Consider the following 22,697-nt stretch of genomic DNA (forward strand, 5'->3'; position numbering starts at 1 on the left):
ATGGACCATGGACAAGGACGCGAACGGCGCAGCCGACGTCATCGGTCCTCGTCTCTTCCTCCGCTGCGGGAGGTTCGTCGCCGCAGTTGCTCCGCTCGCCCTTGCGGCGTTGACTGCAGCGTGGCTCTTCCTGGGAGCCACGCCGGTGCGCACAGCTGTCTTGTGGTGTTCGCTGGGGCTGTTGGCCACATGTGGGGTGGTCCTGGGCGTGGCGGTGGTGCGTGCGGGCGGCCCCTCCCGTCGCGAGACCTACGCATGGGGTGTGAGGATCGCTTCGACTGCCCGGGACTGTGGCGAAGGCACCGTGCCGTTGCAGCTGGGAGGCAGGCGTTGGTTGACGGCGCGCTTCGTCGGCGGGATGGTCGCCGTTCCCGCGATGTTGGCTCTCTGGGTGACGCTCGCCGTCGTCGATGCTGGGGGAACCGGTACGAGTGCGGTACTGGCCGAGGCTGGTGCGGTGATCGAGCAGCGTCCCATCGTGAAGATCGAGAATGAGGTTGCCGACAGTCGTCACAGCACTGCCGATGCCACAGCGGACTTCACCGTTCTGCTTCCTTCACCGACAGGTGAGGGTGTGCCTGTGAGATTCGAAGCGACCACGAACTTCCGCCGAGAAGTCGGCAGCGACCTCTTCGTCGCCTACGTCCCCACCCACCCCGAACTGGGCGCCATCGGTGACGACCAGCGTGAGGACGTGGAGCGTCAACTCGCCGGGCGGGCCGTGCAGTTCGGTGACTCGTGGACGATCGGGGGCTTTTGGGCCCTGGCGACTCTCGCCCCGCTCGGCTACTGGTGGAAGAACGAGAGCCCGCGGCGCCCCAAGCGCACCGTCGGCCCCGACTGGAAGGCGCTGCGCGTCACCGTCACCGGAGCCGGCAAGCACACCGACGTGCCGCCGCCCGGCAGCCCGGAGGCGGCCGACGAGAAGAAGCGTCGGGAGAACACCCGCACGTTGCGGTGTCTGGTGCTGGAGGGCGGTGGACGGCAGGTTCCCTTCCACTCCCAGATGGACGGCGAAGCCGCGGGGACCGCCCTGGCCGGCGTGCACGGCTGGCTGCTCTGGCATCCGCAACAACGTCGTGGCCGGGACGTCCTCGCCGAACTCGTGGGCGACGACGGCTGGCAACTGCCGGGCGCCGTCCCGGTCCAGGTTGCCGAGCAGGCCGAGGAGGCAGGCGTCATGGCACCCGCGCAACCGGATCCCGAGCGGCGAGTGCAGACTCTGGACCTCGGCGCCGGCTGGCTCGTGACCGCGTCCGCACCGGTCGTCGTGGGACTCGCGGTGGCGCTCGGTTGCCTGACCGCCCTGCTGCTCATCCCGGACAGCGGCGCTTGGCGGCTGTGGACGGCCGCGGCGGGCGTGTTGACTCCCCTCGTCGGTTTCATCGCGCAGGTGGTGGCGAGGATGGACCACGGCGATGGCCACGCGGCGGGTTGAGAGACGCCGGTGAACAGGCCTCTCACCGGCACACCGGGGAGAGGCCCTGACCGGATGAAAGACACCCCCGACAGGTGGGCGCTCCAGGAAGCCGGAGCGCCCACCTGTCGGGGGCCGGGTCCGAGAAGTTGCCGGGCACTGCCTTCACCACGAGAAAGCCATCGTGCTCTACCGAGACACGGGAGTCCGGCCAGTCGTCAACGGCCTCGGCATCACGTCTCGCGACGCTTGTTGCCGATCGCGTAGGCGAGCCCCCACGCGGCACCTGCGGCAACCACAAGTCCCAGCGGAGAGAACCAGTCGACTCCGCCGGACGCCTCGTCGTTCCACCAGGCCTTGGCCGGGAAGAAGGGTTCGGCCTGGAGGAAGTGCCAGGAGGCGAGGGGGGTTTGCTCAACGGCGAAGATCACCGGAAGCGCATTGACGTAGGCGAAGAACGCGCCGAGCGCGCCGATGACGGCCGCACCGATGGTCGCGCCCGTGTTGCGGCCGGCCATCCGGCCGATCAACGCCCCCACGACCGCGCCGTTGATGAGCGCGTGGGCCAGGTACAGGGTGTTGGCCACGGTGACCGACTGTTCCTTGTACGTGGCTGCGATGAGCCCGGTGTAGAGCAGCGCGACGAGGACCGAGGCCGCGAGGCCGAGAACGATCGCGCCGACCGGGTTGCCACTGGTGGCCGGGCGCTGAGCGAGGGGCTGCGGGGGCTGGAAGGCAGGTGCCGGGTGCATCGGGGGCTGCCCGGGGACGGGCGACGGGCCGAACCCCGGCTGCTGCTGCGGTGGCGCGGGCTGCAGGTACGGGTTGTAGCCGCCCTGCGGCTGCTGCGGAGGCTGTGGTGGCGGTGGGTATGGCGGCGGCTGGCTCATGGATCCCCCGAAGAAAAGAAAGAACTGGCGGCGGGAGCAAGTTATCAGCGAGATCCGAAGACCACCGTGGGGGCCGGAGCAGGCACTGTGAAGAGCGCTGTCCGCGACGCGTGAGACGCCTGTGAAGGTTCCGCGAAGGCCCCCCATACCCCCCGTACGATGATCACCGACAGCCAGTTCACATCGGGGGAGTCGTCCATGGCCGACATCGACATCAACGCTGCGCGCGTACGCGCCGCGGCTGATGACACCGAATCCTTGTCCCAGCAGACGATGAAGCGTCTCAGTCATTCGCTCGACACCAGCGACGAGGTGTACGGCGCGCACTACGGCAACGGCTGGGAGAGCCCGGTGCAGCTCAAGGTGTGTGCCGAGAAGTGGGAGGAGCACATGGTCTCCCTGGCCAAGCGGATGGGCGAACTCAGCCAGAAGCTGCGGGAGTCCGCCGACGGTTACGACAGTGCGGACGCCGAGGCCGAGTCGCGGCTACGAACCGGGCTGCACGATCTCGGGAGGGGCTGACCATGGTGTCGTACGAGGGAATCAACAACGCCCGCCCCAAGACCTGGGCGACGGCCGCCGACGAGTGGCACGCCCTCGCCAAGTACTCCCTGGACGCGGCGAAGGACCTGCGCGAGTACGGTGCGAAGCCGCTGAAGGACAACTGGACCGACGAGGTCGGTGCCACCGCGGCCGCCGAGTTCGCCAAGCTGTCCGACCAATTGGAGGCTGCCTACGACATTCTCCTGTCGGTCAACATGGTCGCCGACGGGATGACGACGACCATCGAGACCGCGCACAGCACCATGCGCGCCGCGGTGGACCTCGCCACGCAGTACGGCCTCGAGATCGGCGTCGACGGGACGGTCACCGGACCGCCTCCGCGCAGCCGCACCGAGGCCGAGGAGATGGGGCCGTACCGCGCGCAGGTGCAGGACCTTGTCGACCAGGCCGTCCAACAGGTCACCGCCGCCGACCGGTTGGCGGCGGCCGAGTTCGCCGAGCTCGCCGGCCAGACGGGGCTCACCGACCCGGGCAAGGCCCTCAACGACCTCCAGACGCACGCCTCGCACGTCCAGATGCAGATGCTCGCGAACGACATCCCGGTCGACGAGGACCCGACCACCGTCCGTCAGTGGTGGAACGGTCTGACCGACCGGCAGCGCAAGGACATGATGCTGGCCCAGCCGGTCGCCCTCGCCAACCTCGACGGCATACCGCCCGGCGTACGGCAGGAACTGCGCGGCAACGGCAAGTACGACCGCGTGAAGCTGGTCGAGTACGCCCTCGCCAACTGGGACAAGGGCGACCCCACCGACTTCGGCAACAACTGCACCAACTTCGTCTCCAACGCCCTGCTGCACGCGGGGATGAAGGAGAAGACCAGCATCTGGGGGACGTCCGACGACGACTCCTGGATGATCGGCAACCGCACGGGCGTCGACGGCGTCGACAAGCGGCTTGCCTACTCCGACAGTTGGGCCGCCGCCGAGAACAACCAGAACTTCATGCTGGAGCACGGCGGCAGCGAGGTCCCGCGCTCCGACGTGAAGCCCGGCGACATCATCTACTACGAGCAGTCCGGGCCCAACGACTCCATCGAGAAGGGCAACACGCACCACGCGGCGATCGTCACCGCGGTGATGCCGGACGGCGAGATCAAGTACACGCAGCACAGCGACTCGTACCAGAACGTCAGTCTGGAGGGCAGGCTCCCCGCGACCGAGCAGCACGAGGGGCAGCAGAACATCCGGATCGTCCGACCCAATCCGGACTGGTACTGATGGCCGGCTCCACGCCGCGCCGGTCGCTGCTGGTCCCGGCCCTCGTCGTCGCCTCGGCGGGCCTTCTCGCGGCCCACTTCTCCTTCGACGGCGACACCTTCCAGAACTGCCGTTACCTGGGCCCGTCCACCCGCATGTACGTCACCGCCTGGGCCGCGCCCGCGTGCGCCCTGGCGGCCCTGTTCCTCCTGCTGTCCCTGCGGCGCCGGGGACAGCGGCCGGGGGCCCTCGCCATGGCCGCCGGGTGCGTTGTACCCGTCCTGCTGCTGGCCCAACTCGCCGCCCTGTACTGGGTGTACGAGCCGGACCCCGCCGGCGGGCAGGACTGTTCCGGGCTGACGAGGGCCGCCGCGCGGTACTGACCTGGAAACAGAAGGCTCCCGTCGACCGGTACGCGGGCGGACGGGAGCCTTCTGGGCAACAGCCCCTCGGTCAGTCGGTGGTGGGGAGGGCCACCAGGGTGTACGGCGTCTCCCCGTAGATGACGGAAGGGTTCGGCTCGGACACGTAGAGCCGGTTTTCGTGCCAGTAGGGCCTCGCGGATATCGACATGCCCTTGCGGACGTCCGTCGGGTACTCGACTACGGTCTTCGTCGAACCGTCCTTCGCGTCGAACTCCACCAGCTCGGGGCCCTTGTCGGTGTCGTTGCTGGTCTTGTAGGCGAGGATCCGGTCACCTCCGGCCGCGGGCAGCGGATAGAACGACCTGAACTCGACCGCGTCGGTCTTCCACAGCTGCTTGCCGCTGTCCAGGTCGTAGGCGGCCAGCAGCTCCTTGCTCTTCTCGCCGGCCACACCGATGACGAAGGTGTCGCCGAAGACGCCCGCCTCGGACCAGGGGCCGCCCAGCGAGTCGTCGGTCCTGACGTACTCGGACGGTGTGGCGGGGGAGAACTGGCTGCGCACCTTGCCCGTCTCGTCGTCGAGGGAGAAGAGCGCGTCCCCGTCGTCGCCGTGCCGGATCAGGACGACGGGAGAGGTCGAGACGACGTCGCCGCCCTCGATCTCGCCGAAGCTGTCCTTGGGCACCTTGTGGTGGTAGGTCCAACGCGGCTGTCCGGTGGCCGGGTCGATCAGCGAGACCTCGTCCCAGTTCTGGCCCCAGTCGGGGTCGTCGAAGTCGTTGATCTGGCACCCGCGGACCCGGATCAGCGCCTTGCCGCCGGTGAACTGGCCGCTGCCGCAGTCCTCGGTCGCGAACTTCTTCGGGTCCCAGGCCGCCGTGCCGTCGGCCGCCTTCAGCGCCAGCGTCACCTTCGCGGCGCTGACGACGACCACATCGCCGGCCCGGGCGACCGACACCTCGTCCTTCGACGTGGTGCCACCCGGCTTGAGGTCCCTGTCCCAGAGCTGATTGCCGGTGCCGAGGTCGTAGGCCACGAGGTGGTCGCAGGCCTTCCCCTCGCCGTAGGCGACGATGCCGATGTCGCCGGAGGAGTTCTCGGGCGCGACGCACGCCTCGCTGCTGTCGCCGGGGAGCGCACTCGCCCACAGCTGCTTGCCGCTGTCGAGGTCGTACGCCTTCACACCGTTGGGCAGGGTCTGGACCACCGCCTTGTCGGTGAACCAGGTGCCCCGCGTCTTGGCCCCGAGGACCGCGTCGACGTCCTCGCCCTCCTGCTTGGAGGCCACGCTCCACAGCACGTTGTTGCTCGCCGAGCCGACGAGCATGTACCAGGCACCGAAACCGGCCCCGCTCAGCACGAGCACGGCCATGACGAGCAGCACGATCATCCCGACCGGCTTCTTGCGCTGGGTTCCGGGCTGGGCCGGGCCGACGGGGCCGCCCGGCCCGGGGTACCCGTACGGCTGCGGGGGCTGGGGCGGGAACCCGTAGCCCGGTTGCTGGGGTTCCTGGGGTTGCTGGGGATGACCGTAACCCTGCTGCCCGGGTTGCTGAGCGTGTCCGTAGCCCTGCGGCACCCCGTACCCCGGCGGGGGCGCCTGCTGCGGTCCGCCGTACCCATAGCCGTACGGCTGCGGGGCCTGCTGCGGTCCGCCGTACCCATAGCCGTACGGCTGCGGCGGAGGGCCCTGTGGTGGCGGGCCCTGCGGCGGCGTCGGGGGCTGCTGCGGGTACCCGTACCCCGGCGGGGGGACGGGCGGAGGCTGCTGTCCGTACGGGCCGGCGGAGCTCTGACTGCCGTCTGTGCTCATCAGCTGTTGCTCCTCACGTAACCCGCCCAGGCGGCCTGGAACTCGCTCTCCCCCATGCCCGTGGCCTCGCGCAACTGCTGGTCGAGCTGCCCGGGGTGGCGGTACTGGTCGGTGACGAACCGAAGGGCCGCGGCCTCGCCGTTCTTCTCGGCCATGAACCGGATGGCCAGGTAACTGACCGTGTAGTTCGTGGAGACCTCGTCCCCGGCCCCGGGATCCTCGGGCAGCGTGCCGCTGAACTCCTTGCCGGTGACGTCGTTGCGGATGTTCCACGCGCCGAGCTCACGGTCGAAGCGGAACGCCACGTAGTCGGCGAAACCCTCCACGACCCACCAGCGGGTGTTGGACTCGGTGGCGAACCCGCCGGAGGCGGCCTCCAGCGGCTGCACGATGGCGTGCGCGAACTCGTGGTGGGAGATCTCCTGGACGAGCTTCGGCCAGTACGTCGCGTTGGTGAAGCGGTTCCCGGACATGTCCATCTTGACCCGGGCACCGCCGTACTCCAGGTCCTTCTTGTCCCCGCCGAATCCGGCGTCGAAGGTGGGCATCGCCACGCTCTGGCCGGCCTCCCAGTCGACGTACGGCGAGCCGTACAGGGAGGAGTAGGTCTTGCGGTCGGGTTCGAGGACCGTCACGAAGCCCGTGGGCGTCTCGGTGTCCTCGGGACCTTTCGCCCTCCACAGCTCGATGTCGTCCTTCGCCGCCTTCTCGATGTACGGCGCGTAGCGGTCCGTGTCGGCGGCGTGCTTCCTGTCCGAGATCGTCAGCGTGTGGGCCTTCTTGACGACGTGCATGTCCTCGTAGAGGTCCCAGGGAGCCGGGTAGAACACATAGCTCTTGGCACCGAAGGCGCCGGGTGCGGGACCCACCCTGGTGATCCGCGGTTCGGCGTCCTTCGACTCCCGCTTGATGATCCACCGGTACCACTCGGACACCGGCCGGACGTCCACGTCCTGGATCTTGTGGACGAAGGCGACGTCGAGGGCGATCGTGGCCCCGTCGCCGTACTCGTCGGTGCTCGATCCGGTTGTCTTGAGGACGGAGTACTCGGCCTGGGCGAAGGGGATCTTGCGCAGGTTCTCGAAGAGGTTCTTCTGCGTGTCCTTGGCCTCGCCGGCGAAGGGCGCGAGATACGTGTCCTCGTCACCGCTCTTCAACGCCTGGCTACGGCCGTCGAGCAGCTCCTCGATGTCGTCCGGGCTGAGCAGTTGCTCGTCTTGCGCGTCGTCGGTCGCGGTGGGCAACGCGCCGCCGCCGAGGGCCTGGTAGGCGGCGAGGCCAGCTGTTCCGAGCACGGCGAGCACGGCAAGGACGACGACACCGATGACGACCTTCTTCAGGCCGCTCCCGCCGCCCTGGTCACCCCCGCCTCCGCTGCCTCCGCCGGGGGGCTGCTGTTGCGGATACGGCTTGTGGGGTGCTGTGGGCCAACCCGGCGCCGTGGTGGGCGGTTGCGGTGGGTAGCCGTAGTGGCCCGGCGCGGTCTGGGTCGGGTAGGGCACGCCACCCGGCTGCGGCTGCGGCTGCGGCTGCGGCGGCTGCGGAGGTGGTGCCCACCCTCCCTGCCCGTGTGGATACGCGCCGCCCGGCCCTCCGGGCGGCGGAGGGTACGACATGAACTCCCTCTCCCCGTGAGTCTCGATGATGCGTGGGAGCCCACAGCGAAATGGAGCATGCCGCTCAAGTGATCAAAAGCTCCCCCGAAATGCTCATGACACCCTACAAGCTTGCCGGTTTCCGGTGGTGCCGCTGCTCGCCGCCTTCGTCATCCGGGCGGAAAATGATGGTGATCCATGCGGAAAAGACCGATGGGGGTGGTGTGGGCCGGTTGGGATGATGGTGTGAAGGTCCGTGAGGGAACCATGGCCTCCGGGGGTACAACAGTGCCGGTACGGTCACAGAAGGGACGTGTGGCCGCGGCGATCCGGCGGCCGTCCGCCTGGCCGAATCCTTACCAGGGATCGCTAGGGTGCGGGCCCTCTGCCGTTGTCACCTGGAGGTTCTTCCTCGATGCACATGGCCGGTGTTCCGCTCGCGGCCCCGCCCGGTGGTGTCGTCAGCCCGGTCACTCTCGGGTGGATCGGTGCCGGCGTGGCCGCGCTGGTGCTCGTGAACCTCCTCATCGCATTCGGGTCGCGGCGTCGGCGCAGGCAGGTCCCACCCGGGCGGCTCCGCGAAGAGCTGCGCGGGGAGATCCGCAACGGCGCCCCGAACGTGCGCGGGCACATCCGGGTCAATCCCGCCCGGTACCCCGGGATTTCCGCCGGAGAGGCCGAGACCATCGCCGGGGAAGAGGGATTCGCCCGGCAGACCCACGGCACCAAGGGAATGTGGCTTTTCCTGCGCCGGGTCTCCGACTGACGCGCAGGACCGGAACACGGGGGAAGGAACATGGCCGATTTCAGGGTCAGTCTCGACGAACTGCGCAAGCTGAAGAAGAAGCTCGAGGACAGCCAGGCCCAACTCGACGAGGCGATGCGCCGGATGAAGGACACCGGGCCGAAGGACCTGGGCAAGCGCGTGCTCGACAAGGCCTGCGAGGACTTCGAGGACGGCTGGGAGTTCGGACTCGGCAAGACGCAGGAGCGCATCAAGGTCCTCAACGACGCCCTTCCCGCCATCATCAAGGCCTACGAGCAGACCGAGCAGGAGATCCAGGGCGCGTTCCAGCACACCGGAGCCCACACCGGAGGGGCGGCGAAGTGAGCGACGACTGGAGCGGCCTCGGCTGGAACCCGACCCCTGGTCACCCCCACCTGGCGACCAACCTGTCCAACAACCTGCTGCGCACCGCCGAAACACTGCAGACCACCTACGAGTTGCTGGACTCCCTCTCCAAGGAGAGCACCTGGTGGTCGGGGGAGGCGGCCAAGGCGTTCACCGAGAAGGTGACGGACCTCCCCGACTATCTCCAGCGTGCCCACGACTCCCTCAAGGCCGCGGGCGGCGAGATCGCCAAGTGGAGCGACACCCTGCACGACCTGAAGGTCAGGGCAGGCCACTACGAGGCGGACGCCGAGGAGGCGCGCCGCAGTGCCGACCAGGCCGAGCGGGACTACGACACGGCCCGCTCCGACCCGGATCTGCGCCTGGCCGGCCGGATGTTCACCGACGGGGCCCAACTGGCCGATGCCCAGGCGCGGTTGGACAGCGCCAACAGCCGACTGGAGAGCGCCGGCAAGACCCTGGACGGCGCCCGCAACCGGCTCCAGGACCTGATCGACGACGCCAGGAAGCTGGAGAGCCAGCACGGGGAACGGGCCCAGGAGTACGCCGACGCGATCCGTAACTACGCGAGCGAGTACGCGCCCGAGGGCGGGGCCTGGGAGAAGTTCAAGGACTGGTGGAACGAGCACGGCGGCGACCTGCTGACGGTCGCGGCCACGGTCGTCGGCATCGCCGCGATCTTCTGCCCCGTCCTCGCCCCCATCGCCATCGGCCTCAGCCTGGCCGCGGCGGCCCAGCACACCTACCAGTACGTCCAGAGCGGCAAGGACATGTGGCCGCCGACGTCGAAGAACCTGAGCGAGTGGGCCACGCTCGGCGGCGACCTGCTCGGTGCCGTCCCGGGCGTGGGCCCCGCCATCGACGGTACGAAGGCCGCCATCGAGGGAGGCAGGACCGCCTTCGAGGCGGCACGGGGCGCCGAGACGCTGGCCCGCACCGGTGCGACCGTCTCGCAGGCCGTGAAAGACGGCGGTGAGGCCTTCAACTGGGCGGCGAAGGCAGCGGATCCGTCCAACCCCCTCATCGCCAGGCCCGTCGAGTGGGCCGCCGCGAAGCTCGGCTCCTCGTCGGCCGCCGGCGCGATGGCCGCCGACGTCACGCAGGCCGTGGCGACCGGAGCCCTCGCCCTGCCCACCGCCATCACCCTCGACCCCGACTACACCGACAGGTGGGCCACACCCGCCACGAACGCGACCGTCGCGGGCGACGGCGTCATGGCGGGCGGGCTCGCCGTCGAACCCCTCCAGAAGATCTTCGCCGTGGCCAGGGCCCTGTGACGGCCACCGCCGACAAGGGCCGGCCCCTGCCCCTTTGGTACACCCTGCCGGAGGGCTTCCGGCCGGTGGAACTCTCGGCCGATCCCGAAGAGCGCCTGGAAGCCCACTACACCGCGCTCGCCGAGCTCTGCCCCGACGCGACGACCGGGCAACTGGTCGCGAGCGCCCTCGGTTTCGAGGCCGCGCTGGGCAGACTGGTCGAGGACGGCCTGGTCCACTTCAGCTCCTTCGTGCTGCGCACGGACGACGATCTGCTCCTGACGGGGATCTGCCAGATCTCCGTGACCGACCGGCCCGCCGGAGACCCCCACCTCTACCCGCACAGCGCGTTGCGCGCCCACCCGGACCAGCCGGACACCCACAAGGGGGTCGTCGAACTGCCGTCGGGGCTCGCCGCCGTCGTGGTGGCGGATCAGGCCGTCACGGTCCCCGGAGCGCTCTTCGGCGTCGAGGGGGAGAGCACCTCGGCCGTCCGCACCGCCACGTTCCACCTCGCCTTCCCGCGGATCCCGCAGGCGGTGGTGGTGTCCCTGTCCACCGAGGTCTTCGAGGCGCAGGACGAGTTCCTGGAACTGGCCACGCTGGTGGCCGCCGGGATCTCCTTCACGGCCCCGAAGCCGGACCCGGTCCCGAAGAGTGCCCCCGTCGCTGCGAGCCCCTTCGGATAGGGCGTCTCACAGCTCCCGGAGCGCGTCCAGACGCAGCTGTACCGCGTACAGACCCTCGGGATCCCCGATCAGGAGCAGGCCCCCGGCGGTGAGCGAGAGGGCATCGCACGGCCGCAGCAGGGGCAGGACGCGCACCTCGCCGGAGAGCACGTGCCACAGGTGCAGCTCACCGTCGCTCCAGGCCACGGCGAGCACCGGACCGACCGGGGTGTCGGCCGCGGCAAGGGCGGTGACCAGATACCGGCGCTGCTGCACCGGGACGGGCATCGGCTCGTCGGAGGCCGTCTCCCACAGCCGCACCGAGCCGTCCGACGCGGCACTGAAGGTGAGGGTCAGTCCGTCGACGGTGCCGACGCAGGTGGCGGCGGTGACTGGCTGTTCGTGGACGTGGCAGGAGCGCGGAGTGTCCTGATATTCGCTCAGGGACCACACGTGAACCGCGCCACTCCGGTCGCCGACGACGGCGTACGGCGTCTGCGGGCCACCGCTGCCGAGAGCGCTGACCTGGGACTCCTCCTCGGCGAGGGCAGCCGAACCGTGGTGCTCGGCGATGTGCCCGAGCACGATCGCGGCGCTCGGGTCGTCCTCGGGCACGAGCGGCAGCAGCGCGTCGGACCGGTCGAACATCAGCACCGAGCGGGCGTCGCGCGGGGCGATGGAGCGCGGTCGTACGAAGGATGACGGGGAACCGGCACCCCCGCCGAGAGCCCCGGCCGACGCACCGCTGTCCAGGTCGTACAGCCGCGGCCGCCCCGTGGCGTCGGCCGCCAGAACCCGTCGCTCCTCGCCCGGCACCAGGGCGAGCGCGGTCACCGCGAGGCCGGGCCGGGCCCACACCGCGGTCCACCAATGGCGCTCGGCGAGGGGCTGAAGGTACTCGGTCAGCGCCGGGTCCGTGCCCACGGCGGCGGTGTGCAGCAGGGCGGCCCGCTCGGCGCTGTCGGTGTGATACGCCGTCAGTTCGGGTGCGGCACGCCTCCACACCTCGCGCAGCCGCCCGGGAACGGGGATGCGTGCGTCGGTGAGAGTGGCGGTCAGCGCGGCGGCAGAGCCGTGGACGAGGAAGCCGGGGTCGGTCAACAGGTCGCGTACGGTGGCCCCTTCGTCGTCGGCGCGCAGCGCCGCGTCGAGGATGTGGCGGCGGACCGCGTCGGGCGCCTGGGACCAGTCCGGCCGGTCGTCGGAGGTGTGGGGGACCGCCGCGAGGAGTTCCGGGTACGGGGCCTCGCCCGCACGCGGCGCCCCGGCGCTGTTGCCCAGGTCGACGACCTCCGCGTGGTCGGCGGTCAGCAGCCCCGATTCGCCCACCTCAACGGCCGCACGCACGTGGGGGAGTGTCAGCAACGGCTCCAGCACCTCGGCGACCAGGGTCTCGGGCGCTCCCGTCGGCAGATCCGCGGGTCCCGCCCCGGCCCGGTGCAGATCGGGTACAAGGAGCAGCAAAGGCCGCTCGTCCAGGGTCACTTGGTCCAGCAGCCTGACCGGGGACAGCGGACCGTAGCCGAGTTGCCGTCCCAACTCCCAGGCGAAGCTCTCGGCTGTGAGCCCCTCCGACGGGACGGTGGCATGGACGGTGATCCCCGGCCGGTCGATCGTCCCGGCCAGGAACCAGGCGAGCAGACGGCTCTTGCCGCTGCCCTCGGCGCCCCGCACCAGGCACAGCCGGGGCCCGGCCCCGTTTCCGTCGGCCGCCCAGTCGAGCAAACGCTGCCCGAAGGGCCGTGTCTCCTCGTCGATCGGCGGCCAGGAGGTGATGTCCGAAGTGACGGCACCGACGGTCATGGCGTGTTGCATCCCCTCGTCCTGCATCCGTCTTCGCTCTACTGAGGCTGCCGAGCGGCCGCCTCGCGCAGCTGCCGGATGCCCTCCGCACGGGACTCCGCCGTCTCCCCGTAGGGGAAGTTGTGGGTCAGCTGTGCCTCGGGGAAGACCTGCCCGAGCCACAACGAGCAGTAGTGCCCCGGCATGAAGCAGGCCTCCAACTCGGTGTGGATCCGCAGCACTTGCTCGGGCTCGACGCCCGCGGCCCGCAGCCGGGCCCACAACCGCTCCTCCGGGTGGACAGCGATGTCGCCGGCCTGCGTGACGATCTGCTTCTCACCCCGGTCGTTCACGATCTCGAAGGCGGTGAACCATTCTGCGCTCGCGGTGTCCCGGATGTCGTCGAGGACGAGAGGCCACCAGTGCTCGCGGCCCTCGAACGCCCGGGGATCGAGGGCCCGCAGCCGCTGCTCCAGCTCCGCGTACGCGGCGGACGCCTCCTGCGGCACGTCGGTGCCAAGGATCGCGGCGAGGCCCTGGTCGAGCGCGGCGAGCGACTGGGCGAACGCCTGGGGAGTCGCGTTCACGAACCTCGACTCCTCGGCCCAGTCGAGGAGTACGGCACGGACGACGCCCTCGTGGTCGGCGCAGAGCTCGAACCCGCGGTCGGACCCGAGCCGCGCCCACTGCCGGCACTCGTCCCGCACTACCGTACGGCCGACGGACTGAGCGAACTCCTGAAGCGGGACCGGGTCGGACTCGGCCGTCGCGAAGTACGGTCCGACCGCCAGGGGGACGGCGATGTGCGCGAGCCGCCGGACGCTCTCGGGGGTGCCGGCCGGGTCGGTGACCGCGCCGCTCCCGAATTGCCGAATATCGCTGTCGTTCATCGCCCTACCTCGCCTCGGGTTCGGCGACATATTCGAGGATGTCGTGCCACCGGGAATGGCCCACTTCCAGCGCGGCCGGGTCGATTTCCCTCATCTGCTCGGAGAGCCGCCCCGCCGCCCCCTCTGGGTCGAGCGACTCCTGTTCCGACTCGAAGTCGTAATGGGGACGCTCTTTCTCCAGCAGGTACAGGAAATGGGCGAAGGAATTGATATCCTTGTTCAGCGGATAGATCTCGGACTCGTCACCGGGGAGGCAGTAAACGGTTCCGGTGACTCCGTCCAGAGCGATGTCGTCGTACGGGACCATGCCGAGGAGAAGCCAGCCCTCGGCCCCTTCGGGCAGGTTGGTCCACCGCTCGCGGAGGTCGTCGTAGCAGTCGCCGAGCGCCCTCACCTGCTCCGGAGTCCCGTCCACCAGGTCGAACCAGGGATTCGGGCGGGCCGGAATGCCGACGTCACGAAGGAAGCGCGCGCTCGGTTCGTGCTGGATGTTCGCCACCACCACCGCCGAATACGTGGTGAGCTCTTCCGGGCCGAACTCGGACTCCAGGGTTTCCCGGTCGATGGGGGGTGTCATCCAGTGACCTGCCTGCCTTGCGAATGAGAGGAGTGCCCGATGTTAGCACGTACGCTATTTGTTCCGGTTCGCCTTGAGGCGGTCCAGATAATCCATCATTTCCGCGTTGCCCTGCGCTCTGGATTCTTTTGTGTTTCCGTAATCGATGCTGTGGGTGACATCGACATGTGAAAGTCTTTCCCGCATCCACGCGCTGCAGTTCGGTGCGGACGAACAGGGGGCTCGTTCCGTATACAGCTCGGTCATACGGCCGCCCGCCCCGTCCCGTAGAACCGGGAAGCCGATCATGCGCTCGGAGTGACGGAATCCCGAACTGCGCGCGACCAGGATGAAGTCGCCGTCGTCCTGTTTGTTGCTGTTGAAGCGCGCCGCGGCGTAGTTGTTGCTCTCGAACTTGTCCTGCCCGTTCACCTGCTTGTGATTGCCGTAACTCTTGTCCGAGTGGCGGGCCAGTTGGACGGCCTGGGACAGCGGCGTGCTCCCGAGTTCCACCTGTGTCGAATTGCTGAGAGGACGCGGCCTCTCCTTGCCCTGGAGTTTGAGGTTCGCTTCGCCCGGCAGCGGTCGTCCGGCATTGTCGCCGTCGAGCTTCAGACCGATGCGGTCGCGGTCCTCCTGGCTCAGCTTGTCGGTCCCGCCGTCCGTCCTCAGCCGCCTGAGCGTTCCGTCGTCGCCCATGAGGTACATGGGCGTCTTGCCGTCATTGCTCTTTTGGAGCTGCCTGAGGGACAGGGCGGTCTCGTCGTCGTTGTCCCGGTGACGCTTGGCCATCTGCTTCAGGCCGCCGGTCATGTTCTCGTCGAGGTGCGAGGCCGACCGCTTGACGCCCTTCTCGATGCCGTCCATGACCTGGTCCAGCATGGCGTTGGCGGCGTCGGCGATCGCGTCCTTGCCCTTGGTGCGGCCGTGCGTGGACTTGGCGCGGGAGAGCTTGCTGCCGGCCCCGTCGCGGATCTTGCCGCCCGCGCCCTTGAGCTGCGTGCCGGCCCGGTCGTAGGACTCCAGGTCCATGCTGAACTGACCGCCGCCTCCGCCGCCCGAGCCGCTGGGCCCTCCGCCGCCGTCCGCGCCGGCCAGCTGCATCGACCCGCCCGAGCTCCCGCCCGCACTGGCCAGCTGCATTCCGCCCGACTTCGCGGCGTCGACGCCCTCGCCGAAGCCCTCCTGGCCCGCCTTCGCGGTCTGGCCGAGGTCGACACCGTGCTGGGTGCCCAGGGCGTTGCCGCCGATCTGGACCACCAGGTCTCCGGCCATGTTGCCGAGCGCCTGGTAGACCGGCCCCATCGCGACGTCCATCACCCGTGAGACGACCTCTTCGCACACCTCCTCGAAGATGCGCTTGACCGCGATCCGGGTGGCCTGGGTCCCCGCGATGCCACCCAGCGTCGACAGGCCCAGGGTGACGGGGGCGGCGGCGATCGCGGCCGCGATCTCGGCCGCCAGGATGCCCAGTTGCACGATGGCCGCCAGCTTGGCGCCCTCGATCAGTACGGCCACCCCGTCCAGGGCGGTGGCCGCGAGCCGTCCCGCCTCGGCGAGGTTGGTCAGGTGCGTGCCCTTGACGATGTCCCAGTGCTTCTCCAGCGCCTGGATCGCCAGGCCCTCATTCGTCCCGATCAGATCGGAGATCGCCGCATGGGCGTCGGCGGCTCCGTGGTCGATGTCGTCGGCGAACTCCCGCATGGCCTGGGCCATGTCGCGGTAGTCGTCCTCGTCGACGTTGGGCCAGCTGATGCCTATCAGGTCCAGGGCCGCATCCAGCTCGCTCGGCAGGACAACACCCACGAGAACCCCCGTTCGAAAGTTACTCGGGAGAACGTAACTTTGATCGAATCATGGAACAAGTTGACCCTCGTTCACATGTCTTGATCTGGAGCTCAGTTGGCGCAGACCTTCCGGACGGGCGGCCTCCGGGCGCGGAAATCCGTCGCGCTCCGAGCGGGCCGGCCGTTAGCCTCCGCGTGAGCGTGGCGACGCACGCGACCGTGAGGGGGAGCCGGGCATGGAGAACGACCGCGTACGCACCGACCGACTGGGCGTACTGCTGGACCAGTTCGACTGCGTCAGGGAGCGGGCGCAGGTACGGCTCGAGGGGCTCGGCGACGAGGAGTACCTGTGGGAGCCGGTCCCCGACTGCTGGTCGATCCGGCGCCGGAGCGAGGCGGTGACGCCCCGGGCGTACGGTCCCGGCGAGTGGGTCCTCGACAAGGGCGCCCCGGACATCCCCTCGGGCGAGTACGCCGAGGTCGCCCGCCAGGCCGCCGACGGCATGAGCGTCGCCAAGATCGCCGAGGACTGGAGCGTGAGCGTCGAACGGGTCGAGGAGGTCCTCGCCCACACCGGCCCGGTGGAACCCGACATCATGCCGGTCACGACCATCGCTTGGCGACTGGGGCATCTGCACTCCTGTTTCGCCGGCGAGTGGGAGTGGACCTTCGGCGAACGCCGCACGGATCCCCACCAGTTGGTCGACTTCACCCCCTCCGCGGCCCTGGCCCAGGAACGCTTCTGGTCCCTGCTCGACCGCTGGCGCGAAGCCGTCGGCCGGGTCACCGAGGAACAGCTCGACACGATCGGCTTCTCCCAGTACCCCTACGGCTCCGCGCCCGACGAGCCGTACATCTCCGTGCTGTGGGGGTCCAACCTCGAACTCATCCACCACATGGCTGAGATCGCGCTGCTCCGCGACTTGTGGCAGGCCCGCTTCAACGCTGCTGGGTAGTTGCACCCGCCGAGGGCTGAGCGCCATGAAACGGGCGCGAGCCGCGTGAGCGGTTCTGGGCGGATGGGGCCTCCGTCGTGCAGCTCTTCTCGTCACAGTCCCGAGACCATGGCCAGACAGCCCATGCGGGTGGTCGGCGATCTCAATGCGTCCGCGCCCGGCTGGTTCCATGGACCGGTTGCTCGGCTGGAGGCGGGTGCGGCCGGGATGCTCGCTTTGGAACGAGTTGCGTGGGTGACCCTCAAGGTCGAGAAGACGGACGCCTTTCCCGGACTCCGGCGACATCTCACGGACGGGAAACTGGAACTTGCCGTGGTGGAAGCAGCCGCGCACTGCTCGCTCCTGACCACGACCAAGGGCTTGGGCAGCAGACCGGTGGGACCTGGCTGAGCGCCCGCCGTGTCGGACGGGGCGTGCTGAGCAGGGAGGTATGCGCTGCCGGCGGACCGGTCTTGCGCGGGGTCCTGCCGTGGCTCGACAGCCGCTGGCGACCCCTCCACGGGGAAACCTTCCAGGGGAAATCCTGTGAAGTTCACGTGAACAAGTCGTCGTTGAATCGGCTGACGCCGACCACCCCGCGACGCGGCCGACCGACCTTTGAGATTCTGACGCTCGTCATCGTCAACGGCATCGACAGTTTGGGCGGCCATGGACCACAGCAGCCAGGAATGGGCCTCGCAGGGGCAGCAGCCGGGGCGGCCGCAGGCCCCGGGACCGTACGGCCGGCCCCCCGTTCCGGCGTCTTATCCGCATCCCGCGGCCGAGACCAGGATCGAGATCGAGAGCAAGAGACTGCGGGCGTACGCCCGGGTCAAGGCCGGGGAACAGACCGTCGCCATCCGGTCGGCGGGCGAGGGAACGAAGGGCAATCCCGTCGCTTACGTCAACGTGCCCCAGGACGCCCCGAACGGCGGGCGCCATGCGCGGCCCCCGTTCACCGTGAGCGGCCCGGACGCCGAACCCTTGTGCTCGGTCCGGTCCGTCGGCTCGGGTGCGTACGAGGTGTACGGCGGGGACGGCGCACCGATCGGCCGGATCACGCGTCTGGACGGACGGGCCCTGCCATGGCCGCGCCGCCCGCGCTGGACCGTGCAGGCGGTTACCGGCGGCGAGCCTCTCACCGCCAAGCGCGGAACCCCGGTCGGGTGGGCGCTCTTCACCGTCTTCTCCCCGGTCTACCTCGTCATCTGGGCGCTTGGGGCGCTCCAGGGGCTGGTGCCGCTGTTGTTCGGCGACAAGGACGAGGCGAAGAAGGAGTCGGCCTGGGACCTCGGCCTTCCGAGCCGCGCGCTGTGGCGCCCGTCGGGTGATGCCGACGTCGTCGTCGACTATCGGGGCGGCGGTATCTTCCACATCGTGTCGGCCCGGCTGGACAGGCGATTGGCGTACGCGCAGGCCGTGCTGCACGTGTGGGACGGCGTCTGAGCGCGACCGTCACATGTTGGCGACCGCGAACATCCTCAGGTACCCCAGAGATTGCCCCTCCGATAATCTGTGCGCCGGTGACTGGATCACGACTACGGGGAGACACGGGGATGGCTGACTTCCAGATCGATGTCGATCGCATGAAGACCCTGATCAACCGGCTGGACCAAGTGGACGACCGTATGCGCGGCGCCCAGGAGCGGCTCAACAAGGTGGGTCCCAAGGGACTTGGCACGGATGGTCTCGACAATGCCTGCGACGACTTCCAGGACGACTGGGGCGACGGCATCAAGCGGATCGCCGACGGTGCCAAGCAGCTGCACGAGGGGCTCAAGAAGACGCTCGAGTCGTACGAGTCGACCGACAAGGAGCTGCAGAAGGGCTTCAGCCAGAAGTAGTACCGGCTACCGCCGGTCCGACAACTCGCACACGCACACAACGGGGAGAAGACGATGGGAATGTTCGACGACCCCAACTGGCCCGGACTGACGTTCAACCCGGCCAAGGGCGACCTGCACACGATCGAGTCACTGGCGTACGACGTGAAGACGGTCGGTGACGAGCTCGACGAGATGCGCGAGATGCTGGTGGGCGTCGGCAAGACGGACGGCGTCTGGGACGGCGAGGCGGCCAAGAAGTTCCAGGAGAAGGTCGGCGAACTGCCCAAGTACCTTCAGCAGGGCCACGAGTCGATGAACGCCTGCTCCAGGGCGCTCAAGGGCTGGCACGACGAACTCGAGACCATGCAGCGCCAGGCCAAGAACCTCGAGGAGCGCGCGGTCGAGGCCCGCAAGCGGCTCGACCAGAAGAACGCCGACGTCGACAAGGTCAATGTCAAGATCGAGGGCGCACAGTTCCAGCAGCTCACCGAGCACCAGGCGAAGGCGCTCTCCGAGGAGGCAGACTCCGCCTCGCGAGCCGCCCAGGACGCCGCGACCGACCTCAAGCTTCTCATCGAGAACGGCGAGGCGCTGCGCAAGTACTGGGAAGAACAGGCCGCGAAGGCCGAGAAGGCCATCCGCGAGGCCGCGAACAACCGGCCGCCGGACATCAGCATCTGGGACAAGATCACGGATGGCCTGAAGGGCGCCTGGGACGGCTTCAAGAACTTCCTGATCGACAACGCGGACCTGTTCTCCACCATCTCCAGCGCGCTGGCCGCAGCCGCGATCGTCGTCAACGTCATTCCGGTCGGTGGCCAGGTCGCTTCCGCGATCCTGGGCGCGGGCGCCATCGCCTTCTCCGGGGCTGCCATGGCCGGCCACTGGATGGGCGGCGCCTCGCCCTTCAAGATCGGTATGGACGCGTTCGGCATGCTTCCCGGCATCGGCGCGGCCAAGGGCCTGTTCACCGGCATCAAGGCAGGAGCGAAGGGCGCCAAGCTCGCCGCCGGCCTCACCCAGGGCGGCAAGGGCCTGATGCAGGGCATCAAGAACGGTGTCATGTCGACGCAGATCAACAAGCGGATCCTGGGTCCGCTCGGCAAGGCCCTGCCCGAGTCGGAGGTCTGGAAGATCTCGCTTCCCACGAAGGCGGGCAGCGCCCTCTTCGGCACCGGAAAGCTCATCTTCGGCGGCGACGACGGTGGCAGCCAGCCCGCGGTGTCGACTCACCCGACCCCGGCGAACCCGAGCCAGCCCGCTCCGGTCCGGACGATGCCGTACCCCGCCACGGGTGACAAGTTCCTCCAGACCCTGGCGGCCTGAGCGAGATGACCGAAGTCACCACCGTCACGGCAGACCCCGAGGGCCGGCGCGGCGACCTCCACGTCGGCTGGATCATGCCGCCGTTCTTCCACGAGCTTCCCGTGGACGCTGAGGACGCCGACGAGGTCGGCGAACGGCTCGGCGAACTGGTCAGGACGATCCTCGCGGAGGGCAGCGAGGACGACCAGATCACGATGTTCGCCCTCTACTTCCAGATCACCGCCCAACTGGCGGAAGCGGGCGCCGAGTACGCTGGCTTCTGCCTCATGGACATGGACGGGCGCCGGAGCACCGCCACCGTCGCGGTCTACCGTATGTCGCTGGAGAAGATCACGGCCGGCGAGGCCCTGTCGGAGGCCTACTCCGCGCTTCGCCGGGCCTACCCCGACGACGACGTCCAGATCAGCACCCTGCCGTCGGGCAAGGGGGACAGCCAGGCCGTCGTGAGGATCGGCGGCGCGCCGTTCACGATCACCGCCGAGGCGTCCCCGACCGGCGAGCCGCTGGAAGTGCCCCGCGGCCAGATCCAGGTCTACATCCCCCTGCCCAACGACGCCGACATGCTGGTGTTCGAGCTCTCCACGCCTTCCATGGAGGACTGGGACCTCTACTCCGAACTCTTCGCGACGATCGTCCGGACGCTGGACTGGGCCACGGAGGAGGAGGCCGAGATGGCCTCCGCGCTCTCGCACGCTCAGCCGGTCCCGGACGTGGCTCCCGATCCGGCCGTCGTCCAAGAGCTCTATGCCCACTCCAGCCGGGTCCTGGACGCCCTCGGCGTGCGCGGGCGGATGGACGAGGGCAACGCGGTGTCCGCGGTCACGTGTGTCGATTGCTGGTCCAAGGGGCTGAGGTCGGTGTGCACGGCACGCCACCACTGGCAGATCGACGGTGTCGAAGACGCGGAGCTCGCGGTCGCCGTCGGACGGCTCGAAGAGACCTTCCAGGGGCAGGGCTGGTTCAAGTTGTCGGGCACACAGGGCCAGAGCGTGTCCCTGGCCGCGGACGGCGACTCGGGACACCGCGTCAACATCACGCTGATCTCCGGCCGCCAACGACTCGTCATCGAGGTGATCGCCCCCTGCACACGTGTCGTGCGGGGGCCGGTCGACTCCGCCTTCGGATAGGCCGGCCCGAGGAGGCGGCCGCATCATGGACAAAACCACCAGTGATCTCCTGCCGGTCGGCGCGCACTCACTGTCCGCGGACCCGCGACTCGCCGATGCCGTACGGCAGATCGGCAGCACGTACGGCTACGACTACTTCGACGACGGGGCGGTCAGAAAGACCCTCTCCGAACACGTGGCCGCCCTACGACGGCTCGGGCGCGGAGGACTGGTCTGGTCCGGATCCCTGGCCACCGCCGTCGGAATCGTCTGGCTGGTATGGGCCGCGGCCGGCAAGCCGGACAACATGGCGGTGGCAGCCGCACCTCCGGCGGCTCTCCTGGTCCTGGCGCTCGCCGCCTTCGTCCAGGTCAACCTCCAGGGCAGGCGCAAGCTCCGGCACCCCTTCCTGGAGGGATACCGGCACGTGCTCGCGGCGGCGCGCGCGCACGGCGCCCCCGTGACCTACGTGCCCGCGTGGCTGACGGGCCGCGGCGGTGGTCAACTCGAGGTGGCCCCGCTGCCGTCGTACGCCACACCGGCCGGGGCGCCGGCCACCGGCGTACGAGCCACCCCGGTGGCCCCGCCGCCCAAGCCGGCCGAGGTCGAGGAGTACGAGCGGATCGCCGACCAGGGCGGCTGGCACGACGAGGCGGGCTGGATCCTCGTCGTCGCCGGAGCCGTCGGGGTGGGCTACGCCGTGGTCAAGGACCTGCCCGCGGCGTACGCGGCCGTACTGCTCATCCCCCTCGGTATCTGGACCTGGCTGGCCGGACACCGCCTCGGCAGACGCCAGAGGGAACTGTCCGGCGAGGCCCTCCGTTACCTCGACGAGCTGACCAGGTCCCAGGCCGCGGGAGCACCCGTGCACGAGCTCTCGCCACCCTTGCGCAAGCTCCTGGACACACGGCTCTGACAGGCAGCACGCATACGGCGGTGGCGGCACCCTCCCCGGGCGCCGCCACCGCCGTACCCGCACTCAGCCCCTCAACCGACCCGCGCCCCCGCCGCCTTGGCCCGCTCCCGCGCCTCGGGGCTGACGCCGCGTTTGCGGGCCGACATCCGGTCGTCCACCGCCGTACGCTGAGCGACTCCGAACAGCCGGCGCGGGCCCGGTACGGCGACGACGCCCAGGAAGCGGGGGTCGCCCGCGAACCAGACCTCGCCCACCTCGCCGGACCTGACCTTTCGGACCCAGAAGGTGTATCCGCTGCCCAGGAAGCTGCCGTAACCGAGGGAGACGGTCTTGTCCGGGCGCTCGGGATCCGCGAAGGAGAACCGGGTGGTGCCGTTCTTCGCGATCGAGGCGGCCCCGGGGACCGACTGCCAGGGATAGACCCGCAGAACCCGGCGCAGTGACCGGATGCCCAGGACCCTCGCCGTGTTCAGCATGGCCAGGTAGATCAGCACGAACAGGGCCGGGAAGAGGACCCAGAGAGTCCACACCGGTGTCAGGAGCACCGCGTACAACCAGGCCACGAAGGACCCGAGAGAGAGCACGAAGGCACTGAACCGGAGCGCGGCCGTGCGGCGCCAGGCCCGCCGGGTGGCCGGGTCCTCGTAAGCCGTCTTCGTCAGGGGAACGTCCAC

Annotated in this window: 23 protein-coding genes; 15 read left to right on the forward strand and 8 right to left on the reverse strand. The window is 69.3% G+C overall.

Annotated features, from left to right (window positions below):
- Positions 1–580 precede the first annotated feature (580 nt).
- Positions 581–1,438, forward strand: a complete 858-nt coding sequence (locus tag QF027_RS34790) for a hypothetical protein (protein ID WP_307079073.1) — start codon at positions 581–583, stop codon at positions 1,436–1,438.
- 212 nt (positions 1,439–1,650) lie between these two features.
- Here the strand turns inward: QF027_RS34790 and QF027_RS34795 are convergent, their stop codons facing one another.
- Positions 1,651–2,307, reverse strand: coding sequence for a hypothetical protein (locus QF027_RS34795; protein WP_307079075.1), 657 nt, complete (start codon positions 2,305–2,307; stop codon positions 1,651–1,653).
- 159 nt (positions 2,308–2,466) lie between these two features.
- On the opposite strand from QF027_RS34795, the gene QF027_RS34800 reads away from it, so the two are divergent.
- The 3 genes from QF027_RS34800 to QF027_RS34810 are packed head-to-tail and all read left to right on the forward strand — an operon-like array spanning position 2,467 to position 4,453.
- A complete protein-coding gene (locus QF027_RS34800; protein ID WP_307079077.1) occupies positions 2,467–2,829 on the forward strand; it encodes a type VII secretion target in 363 nt (120 codons plus the stop codon).
- Between the two features lie 2 nt (positions 2,830–2,831).
- Positions 2,832–4,091 carry an amidase domain-containing protein gene (locus QF027_RS34805; protein ID WP_307079079.1) on the forward strand — a complete coding sequence of 420 codons (1,260 nt, stop codon included), beginning with the start codon at positions 2,832–2,834 and terminating at the stop codon, positions 4,089–4,091.
- Positions 4,091–4,453 carry a hypothetical protein gene (locus QF027_RS34810; RefSeq protein ID WP_307079081.1) on the forward strand — a complete coding sequence of 121 codons (363 nt, stop codon included), beginning with the start codon at positions 4,091–4,093 and terminating at the stop codon, positions 4,451–4,453. The genes QF027_RS34805 and QF027_RS34810 overlap by 1 nt, the downstream gene beginning before the upstream one ends.
- Positions 4,454–4,523: 70 nt before the next feature.
- On the opposite strand, the gene QF027_RS34815 is transcribed toward QF027_RS34810, so the two are convergent.
- Both QF027_RS34815 and QF027_RS34820 read right to left on the reverse strand, forming a co-directional pair.
- Positions 4,524–6,248 (reverse strand): outer membrane protein assembly factor BamB family protein, encoded by a 1,725-nt coding sequence (locus QF027_RS34815; protein WP_307079083.1) that lies wholly within the window; start codon positions 6,246–6,248, stop codon positions 4,524–4,526.
- On the reverse strand, positions 6,248–7,750 hold the full coding sequence (locus tag QF027_RS34820; protein ID WP_307079085.1) for a hypothetical protein: 1,503 nt from the start codon (positions 7,748–7,750) through the stop codon (positions 6,248–6,250). Before QF027_RS34820 ends, QF027_RS34815 begins: the two co-directional genes overlap by 1 nt.
- 514 nt (positions 7,751–8,264) lie before the next feature.
- On the opposite strand from QF027_RS34820, the gene QF027_RS34825 reads away from it, so the two are divergent.
- From QF027_RS34825 to QF027_RS34840, 4 genes are read left to right on the forward strand one after another with little or no spacing between them, the layout of a single operon-like run.
- Positions 8,265–8,609, forward strand: a complete 345-nt coding sequence (locus tag QF027_RS34825; RefSeq protein ID WP_306975645.1) for a hypothetical protein — start codon at positions 8,265–8,267, stop codon at positions 8,607–8,609.
- Positions 8,610–8,639: 30 nt separating this feature from the next.
- Positions 8,640–8,954, forward strand: a complete 315-nt coding sequence (locus tag QF027_RS34830) for a hypothetical protein (protein WP_306975643.1) — start codon at positions 8,640–8,642, stop codon at positions 8,952–8,954.
- Positions 8,951–10,252, forward strand: coding sequence for a hypothetical protein (locus QF027_RS34835; RefSeq protein ID WP_307079087.1), 1,302 nt, complete (start codon positions 8,951–8,953; stop codon positions 10,250–10,252). Before QF027_RS34830 ends, QF027_RS34835 begins: the two co-directional genes overlap by 4 nt.
- The gene (locus QF027_RS34840) at positions 10,249–10,920 is read left to right on the forward strand and encodes a hypothetical protein (RefSeq protein ID WP_307079089.1); all 672 of its coding nucleotides are present in this window, start codon (positions 10,249–10,251) and stop codon (positions 10,918–10,920) included. The genes QF027_RS34835 and QF027_RS34840 overlap by 4 nt, the downstream gene beginning before the upstream one ends.
- A 6-nt stretch (positions 10,921–10,926) precedes the next feature.
- Here QF027_RS34840 and QF027_RS34845 read toward each other — a convergent pair whose 3' ends face one another.
- Genes QF027_RS34845 through QF027_RS34860 form a run of 4 tightly spaced genes read right to left on the reverse strand, consistent with a single transcriptional unit; the run spans position 10,927 to position 15,933 of the window.
- Entirely contained in the window at positions 10,927–12,714 is a 1,788-nt protein-coding gene (locus QF027_RS34845; protein WP_307079092.1) for a hypothetical protein, read from the reverse strand.
- A 26-nt stretch (positions 12,715–12,740) separates the two neighbouring features.
- Positions 12,741–13,571 (reverse strand): nucleic acid/nucleotide deaminase domain-containing protein, encoded by an 831-nt coding sequence (locus QF027_RS34850; protein WP_307079094.1) that lies wholly within the window; start codon positions 13,569–13,571, stop codon positions 12,741–12,743.
- Positions 13,572–13,575: 4 nt separating this feature from the next.
- On the reverse strand, positions 13,576–14,148 hold the full coding sequence (locus QF027_RS34855; protein WP_307079096.1) for an SUKH-4 family immunity protein: 573 nt from the start codon (positions 14,146–14,148) through the stop codon (positions 13,576–13,578).
- A gap of 54 nt (positions 14,149–14,202) precedes the next feature.
- Positions 14,203–15,933 carry a nucleic acid/nucleotide deaminase domain-containing protein gene (locus tag QF027_RS34860; protein WP_307079098.1) on the reverse strand — a complete coding sequence of 577 codons (1,731 nt, stop codon included), beginning with the start codon at positions 15,931–15,933 and terminating at the stop codon, positions 14,203–14,205.
- A gap of 217 nt (positions 15,934–16,150) precedes the next feature.
- Here QF027_RS34860 and QF027_RS34865 point away from each other — a divergent pair, with 217 nt between their 5' ends.
- The 7 genes from QF027_RS34865 (at position 16,151) to QF027_RS34895 (ending at position 22,023) form a co-directional block, all read left to right on the forward strand.
- Positions 16,151–16,870: a DinB family protein gene (locus tag QF027_RS34865; RefSeq protein ID WP_307079100.1), complete on the forward strand. Its 720-nt coding sequence runs from the start codon at positions 16,151–16,153 to the stop codon at positions 16,868–16,870.
- A gap of 108 nt (positions 16,871–16,978) precedes the next feature.
- The gene (locus QF027_RS34870; protein WP_307079102.1) at positions 16,979–17,260 is read left to right on the forward strand and encodes a hypothetical protein; all 282 of its coding nucleotides are present in this window, start codon (positions 16,979–16,981) and stop codon (positions 17,258–17,260) included.
- Positions 17,261–17,518: 258 nt separating this feature from the next.
- A complete protein-coding gene (locus tag QF027_RS34875; protein WP_307079104.1) occupies positions 17,519–18,295 on the forward strand; it encodes a hypothetical protein in 777 nt (258 codons plus the stop codon).
- Between the two features lie 110 nt (positions 18,296–18,405).
- Positions 18,406–18,693: a WXG100 family type VII secretion target gene (locus QF027_RS34880; protein WP_280862262.1), complete on the forward strand. Its 288-nt coding sequence runs from the start codon at positions 18,406–18,408 to the stop codon at positions 18,691–18,693.
- A 54-nt stretch (positions 18,694–18,747) separates the two neighbouring features.
- Positions 18,748–20,001: a putative T7SS-secreted protein gene (locus QF027_RS34885; protein ID WP_307079106.1), complete on the forward strand. Its 1,254-nt coding sequence runs from the start codon at positions 18,748–18,750 to the stop codon at positions 19,999–20,001.
- Positions 20,002–20,006: 5 nt separating this feature from the next.
- Complete coding sequence (locus tag QF027_RS34890) at positions 20,007–21,128, forward strand: hypothetical protein (RefSeq protein WP_307079108.1); 1,122 nt, start codon at positions 20,007–20,009, stop codon at positions 21,126–21,128.
- A 25-nt stretch (positions 21,129–21,153) separates the two neighbouring features.
- Positions 21,154–22,023, forward strand: a complete 870-nt coding sequence (locus QF027_RS34895; RefSeq protein ID WP_307079110.1) for a hypothetical protein — start codon at positions 21,154–21,156, stop codon at positions 22,021–22,023.
- A gap of 71 nt (positions 22,024–22,094) precedes the next feature.
- Here the strand turns inward: QF027_RS34895 and QF027_RS34900 are convergent, their stop codons facing one another.
- The gene (locus QF027_RS34900) at positions 22,095–22,697 is read right to left on the reverse strand and encodes a hypothetical protein (protein WP_306975611.1); all 603 of its coding nucleotides are present in this window, start codon (positions 22,695–22,697) and stop codon (positions 22,095–22,097) included.

Source organism: Streptomyces canus (assembly GCF_030816965.1).
GTDB classification, from domain to species: Bacteria; Actinomycetota; Actinomycetes; order Streptomycetales; family Streptomycetaceae; genus Streptomyces; species Streptomyces canus_E.

What these genes read in the sequence shown, in the direction of transcription:
- QF027_RS34865 (WP_307079100.1), top strand. Translation starts at nt 16,151, where the DNA reads ATGGAGAACGACCGCGTACGCACCGACCGACTGGGCGTACTGCTGGAC.
- QF027_RS34870 (WP_307079102.1), top strand. Translation starts at nt 16,979, where the DNA reads ATGGCCAGACAGCCCATGCGGGTGGTCGGCGATCTCAATGCGTCCGCG.
- QF027_RS34795 (WP_307079075.1), bottom strand. Translation starts at nt 2,307, where the DNA reads ATGAGCCAGCCGCCGCCATACCCACCGCCACCACAGCCTCCGCAGCAG.
- QF027_RS34880 (WP_280862262.1), top strand. Translation starts at nt 18,406, where the DNA reads ATGGCTGACTTCCAGATCGATGTCGATCGCATGAAGACCCTGATCAAC.
- QF027_RS34805 (WP_307079079.1), top strand. Translation starts at nt 2,832, where the DNA reads ATGGTGTCGTACGAGGGAATCAACAACGCCCGCCCCAAGACCTGGGCG.
- QF027_RS34800 (WP_307079077.1), top strand. Translation starts at nt 2,467, where the DNA reads ATGATCACCGACAGCCAGTTCACATCGGGGGAGTCGTCCATGGCCGAC.
- QF027_RS34890 (WP_307079108.1), top strand. Translation starts at nt 20,007, where the DNA reads ATGACCGAAGTCACCACCGTCACGGCAGACCCCGAGGGCCGGCGCGGC.
- QF027_RS34850 (WP_307079094.1), bottom strand. Translation starts at nt 13,571, where the DNA reads ATGAACGACAGCGATATTCGGCAATTCGGGAGCGGCGCGGTCACCGAC.
- QF027_RS34830 (WP_306975643.1), top strand. Translation starts at nt 8,640, where the DNA reads ATGGCCGATTTCAGGGTCAGTCTCGACGAACTGCGCAAGCTGAAGAAG.
- QF027_RS34810 (WP_307079081.1), top strand. Translation starts at nt 4,091, where the DNA reads ATGGCCGGCTCCACGCCGCGCCGGTCGCTGCTGGTCCCGGCCCTCGTC.
- QF027_RS34885 (WP_307079106.1), top strand. Translation starts at nt 18,748, where the DNA reads ATGGGAATGTTCGACGACCCCAACTGGCCCGGACTGACGTTCAACCCG.
- QF027_RS34815 (WP_307079083.1), bottom strand. Translation starts at nt 6,248, where the DNA reads ATGAGCACAGACGGCAGTCAGAGCTCCGCCGGCCCGTACGGACAGCAG.
- QF027_RS34895 (WP_307079110.1), top strand. Translation starts at nt 21,154, where the DNA reads ATGGACAAAACCACCAGTGATCTCCTGCCGGTCGGCGCGCACTCACTG.
- QF027_RS34825 (WP_306975645.1), top strand. Translation starts at nt 8,265, where the DNA reads ATGGCCGGTGTTCCGCTCGCGGCCCCGCCCGGTGGTGTCGTCAGCCCG.
- QF027_RS34855 (WP_307079096.1), bottom strand. Translation starts at nt 14,148, where the DNA reads ATGACACCCCCCATCGACCGGGAAACCCTGGAGTCCGAGTTCGGCCCG.
- QF027_RS34875 (WP_307079104.1), top strand. Translation starts at nt 17,519, where the DNA reads ATGGACCACAGCAGCCAGGAATGGGCCTCGCAGGGGCAGCAGCCGGGG.
- QF027_RS34845 (WP_307079092.1), bottom strand. Translation starts at nt 12,714, where the DNA reads ATGCAACACGCCATGACCGTCGGTGCCGTCACTTCGGACATCACCTCC.